3 protein-coding genes are annotated in these 4,479 nt (G+C 58.9%); all 3 read left to right on the forward strand.

Going from position 1 to position 4,479, the window contains the following annotated elements:
* The first annotated feature begins 82 nt into the window (after window positions 1-82).
* Window positions 83-2,083 carry an ABC transporter ATP-binding protein/permease gene (locus IGS51_RS15185; RefSeq protein WP_297079460.1) on the forward strand — a complete coding sequence of 667 codons (2,001 nt, stop codon included), beginning with the start codon at window positions 83-85 and terminating at the stop codon, window positions 2,081-2,083.
* Window positions 2,084-2,144: 61 nt separating this feature from the next.
* On the forward strand, window positions 2,145-3,608 hold the full coding sequence (locus IGS51_RS15190; RefSeq protein WP_297079462.1) for a folylpolyglutamate synthase/dihydrofolate synthase family protein: 1,464 nt from the start codon (window positions 2,145-2,147) through the stop codon (window positions 3,606-3,608).
* Window positions 3,609-3,738: 130 nt separating this feature from the next.
* Window positions 3,739-4,479 (forward strand): substrate-binding domain-containing protein (locus IGS51_RS15195; RefSeq protein WP_297079464.1); only part of this gene is annotated, 741 nt, incomplete at its 3' end.

Consider the following 4,479-nt stretch of genomic DNA (forward strand, 5'->3'; position numbering starts at 1 on the left):
TGCAGCAATAAGATGCAGCCTGCTGAAACGCAGTGCGATGCAGCCTGTAAGCGCTCTCTGAATCCAACTCGCAACACAATCCATGACCGCTGACACCCCAAATCCATCCCTGAATCGTCTCAATCGTTTTGACTGGCGGCTGTGGAATCGCTTCGTGGCGATCGCCCAGCCCTACTGGTTTCCCACCGGGCGCGGCGGCTGGCAGTTTTTTGTGCTGCTGGGGCTATTGATTGTGTTTCTGTTTGCGCTATTGGCGACGGTGGTGGGCCTGATCACACTTGCGATCGCACGGGGCTTTCCCGAATTCATGGCAGAAACCGCAGGCGGCATGGTGTCTTTGGCAAACACGCTGTTCAGCCCGCCGATGGTGTTTGTGCTAACTGCGGGGCTGATTGTGCCCTGGATCGCGTTCTTTTTTGCACGAGACAAGGTGCTACCGCGCTGGCAGCAGTGGACGTTTTTGGCGGCCCTGCTGCTGCTGCTGCTGTGTGTCAGCGGCATGAACGTGGTGATCAGCTTTGTAGGCAATTTCTTTACCACGGCGCTGGCGGAAAAAGACGCGCCGACGTTCTGGCGATTTTTCATCGTGTATGCGGGCGTGTTTGCGATCGCCACTCCCTTTGTGGTGTTCTACCGCTATGTGCAAGACCTGCTGGGGCTGCGCTGGCGCGAATGGATGACCAACAGCTTTTTGGGACAATACTTCAGCAATCGCGCCTATTACGACCTCAACTCAGACGACCTAATCGACAACCCCGACCAGCGGATCTCGCAAGACATCAATTCCTTCACTAGCTACAGCCTCAACTTCCTGCTGATCTTTCTGGGGTCGATCATCGACGTGATTTCCTTCACGGGCATCTTGCTGTCCAAGTCTGTTGGTTTGACCGTATTTCTGATTTTTTACGCCCTAGTGGGAACGGTCGTTGTGGCGCTGCTGGGGCGACGGCTGATTTCGCTCAATTTCAACCAGCTCAAAAAGGAAGCCGATTTTCGCTACGGGCTGGTGCATGTGCGCGACAATGCCGAATCGATCGCCTTCTATCAGGGCGAAGCGCAGGAGGCAGGGCAACTCCAGCGACGGTTTGTAGAGGTGCTGCGGAACTACCATTTCCTGATTGGCTGGCAGCGAACGATGGGCTTTTTTCGCACGCCCTACCGATATCTCACCTTCATTCTGCCGTCTGCGATTCTGGCTCCGATGCTGTTTCAAGACCAGATTCGATTTGGCGACATCAGCCAGGCCAACTTCGCCTTTTCCCAAATCTTTGAAGCCTTTGCCTTGGTCGTTTTGCAAATCAACCAGCTCAGCGAATTTGCGGCTGGTGTCAACCGTTTGGAAACCTTTACCGAGTCCCTCCAAGACAAGGTAGACAAGCCCCTGGAAGCAGGCGAAACCGCCATTGATACTGTGGAAGATTCTCAAATCTCGCTGGAGCATGTGACGCTGGTGACCCCCAAAAATCAGCGCCTCCTAGTCCGCGATTTGTCCGTCAAGCTGGAGCCGGGCCAGGGGCTGGTGATCGTGGGCCACAGCGGCGCGGGCAAGAGTTCCATTTTGCGGGCGATCGCCGGATTGTGGAATCAGGGCACGGGTCGCATTGTTCGCCCCGACCTAGACGAGATGCTGTTTTTGCCCCAGCGACCCTACATGGTGCTGGGCACGCTGCGCGACCAGTTGCTCTATCCCCATCCCGACGCACTCATTGACGAGGGGCAGTTGCGCTACGCCCTAGAACAGGTGAATCTGGCGGATTTGCCGGAGCGGGTCGGCGGCTTTGATGTGGAGCTAGATTGGGCCAACGTGCTGTCTTTGGGCGAACAGCAGCGCCTCGCCTTTGCCCGCCTGCTGCTGACCCGGCCGCGCTACGCCATTCTGGACGAGGCTACCAGCGCTCTGGATTTGGCAAACGAGCGCCGCCTCTACGACCAACTCCGCCAAAAAGACACCACCTACATCAGCGTTGGCCATCGCCCCAGCCTGCTGAAATATCACGACTACGTGCTGGAACTCACAGGCGACACCACCTGGCGGCTCACGCCCACGGCTGAATATCAGCCCGATGATTACGTTTTCGCCTGATTTCCCGATCAATTCGATTCGATTCGATCTATACCTTCGCTCTGTATCAATGCTTCGATGAATGGTTCTCGACCCTGACCTCACGCTCCCTGGCGACTCACCCGTCCTCGATCCGGTGGATGCGCTGCTGAATCGCTTTACCCATTTTGGCGTGGAACTGGGGCTAGAGCGAATTTCGCGGCTGCTGGCGGCGCTGGGAAATCCCCAGCGACAAGTGCCCGTGCTGCACGTCGCAGGCAGCAATGGGAAAGGATCTGTATGTGCCTATTTGTCTGCCGTGCTGATGCAGGCGGGCTATCGAGTGGGACGCTATACATCCCCCCATTTGGAACACTGGTGCGAACGGATCTGGCTCAACGGCGAGGATATCTCGGTGAACGCGCTGCACTCGCTTTTGGAAGAAGTCGTGGCCGCGATTGATCCCAACTACCCGTCGCCCACCCAGTTTGAAGTGGTCACTGCTGCGGCATGGCTATACTTTGCGCGACAGCAGGTCGATGTAGCGGTGATGGAAGTGGGGCTGGGCGGGCGGCTGGATGCCACCAATGTCTGCGATCGCCCCCTCGTCAGCATCATTACCTCCCTCAGCCGCGAACACTGGCAGCGCCTCGGCCCCACCCTGGCGGACATCACCCGCGAAAAGGCTGGAATCCTGAAACCCCAATGCCCAGCGGCGATCGCCCCCCAGCCGCCAGAAGCTACCGCCGTTCTGCAAGCTCGCCTGCAAGCGCTCCAGTGTCCTGCGATCTGGGTGCAGCCTGCGGTCGATCTGGGCAATGGCTGGGCCGAGTGGCAGTGGGATGGCGGGTTAGGCAACGAGATAGGCAACGAGGTAGATAACGCCCCACGCCCCAACGCCGTCATCTCCTACCCGCTGCCCCTCCCCGGCGCACACCAGCTCACCAACTCCGCTGTTGCCCTGGCTGCCTTGCATCTGCTGCGGCTGCGGGGTTGGGCCATTTCGGATGCAGACATTATGGCAGGCATGGCCAGGGCGCAGTGGCGCGGCCGGATGCAGTGGATAGACTGGCAAGGGCATCGGTTGCTGATCGACGGGGCACATAATCCGGCTGGCGCGATCGCCCTCCGGCAGTATGTCGATCAGCAAGTCGAGCAGCAAATCGAGCGGGGCGAGATTGCTCCGCAACGCTGGCGCGACCGCCCCTCGTCCCCCATCACCTGGGTCATCGGCATGATCGGCACGAAGGATCACGCGGACGTATTTCGGGCGCTGCTGCGGCCGGGCGATCGCCTCCATCTTGTCCCTGTTCCAGAGCATTCTCCCGTTGACCTGAAAAAGCTGGCCGCGCTGGCCACCGAGGCACAGCCGCAACTGGCGCGATCGCAGCAGCATTCGGACGTATGGCTAGCACTGGAGGCGGCCTTTAGTGCCTCTGAAGAGTCTGCCCCTGTTGCCACACAATCGGGAGATGGCGCACCCTTGGTCGTGTTGTGCGGATCGCTGTATCTGATTGGGCATTTCCTGAAGCGCTGTCGGCTGACAAGCGCCAAGAATCTTGCGTAATCTGGTTCATTTTTGGCGCAAGTGACATAGGATGTAAGCGCTAGAGAGCAGGCGATAGACAAACTCGTATAGAGCGTCCGCTTGGTTTATCAAAACGCTAAACAAGACCGTTTCATCTGAGAGTTTCGCTATGAGTAGGATTAAACATCGGGGAACCTCCGCCGCGACGCTGGTGTTTCTGCTGTCGGCCGCGATCGCACCGTCCATCGAGGGAACTGCTGCCTGGAAGACAATTGGACTAGCGCCGGCCCTGGCTCAAAGCGGCACGACCGGATTTGCGCTGCCTGCCAGCGTTCCCAGCGGCACTCGTATCAATATCAACGGCTCCCCCAGCCTCAGCGCAATTAACCAGGCGTTCAAACAGCAGTTTGAATCGCGCTATGCAGGTACTCAGGTCAACCTTTCTGCCGACGGGGCCGAAGATGCGTTGCAGGCGGTGGATGCGGGCCGGGTAGACTTGGCGGCGATCGCCCGTCCGCTGACGGATGCCGAAAAAGCGCGAGGGCTGGTGGCGGTGCCTGCGGGACGGCGCAAAATTGCCTTTATCGTCGGCAGCAACAATCCGTTTAACGGCAGCCTCAGCGATGAAGCCGTCTCCCAGATTTACTGGGGCGATGTGACGGATTGGTCTGCCTTTGGCGGTGCGCCAGGAGCGATTCGCCCCATCGACCGGCCCGAAGGCAGTGACCTGCGGCGGGCGATCGCCACCTATGACAAATATCGCAGTCGTCCCTTTGGCAGTGGCGGCAGCGTGGTGCGGCTAAATCCAGACACCACCGATGAGCTAGTGCGGCAGTTGGGCAACGATGGCATTGGCTATGCGATCGCCGATGAGGTGCTGGGTCGCTCGGACGTTCGCGCTGTGCCCATG

The sequence above is a fragment of the Thermoleptolyngbya sp. M55_K2018_002 genome (genome assembly GCF_015295965.1).
Taxonomy (GTDB): Bacteria; Cyanobacteriota; Cyanobacteriia; order Elainellales; family Elainellaceae; genus Thermoleptolyngbya; species Thermoleptolyngbya sichuanensis.

Bases quoted from the DNA above. Each gene is read 5' to 3' on its own strand.
- IGS51_RS15190 (WP_297079462.1), top strand. From the start codon at position 2,145: ATGGTTCTCGACCCTGACCTCACGCTCCCTGGCGACTCACCCGTCCTC.
- IGS51_RS15185 (WP_297079460.1), top strand. From the start codon at position 83: ATGACCGCTGACACCCCAAATCCATCCCTGAATCGTCTCAATCGTTTT.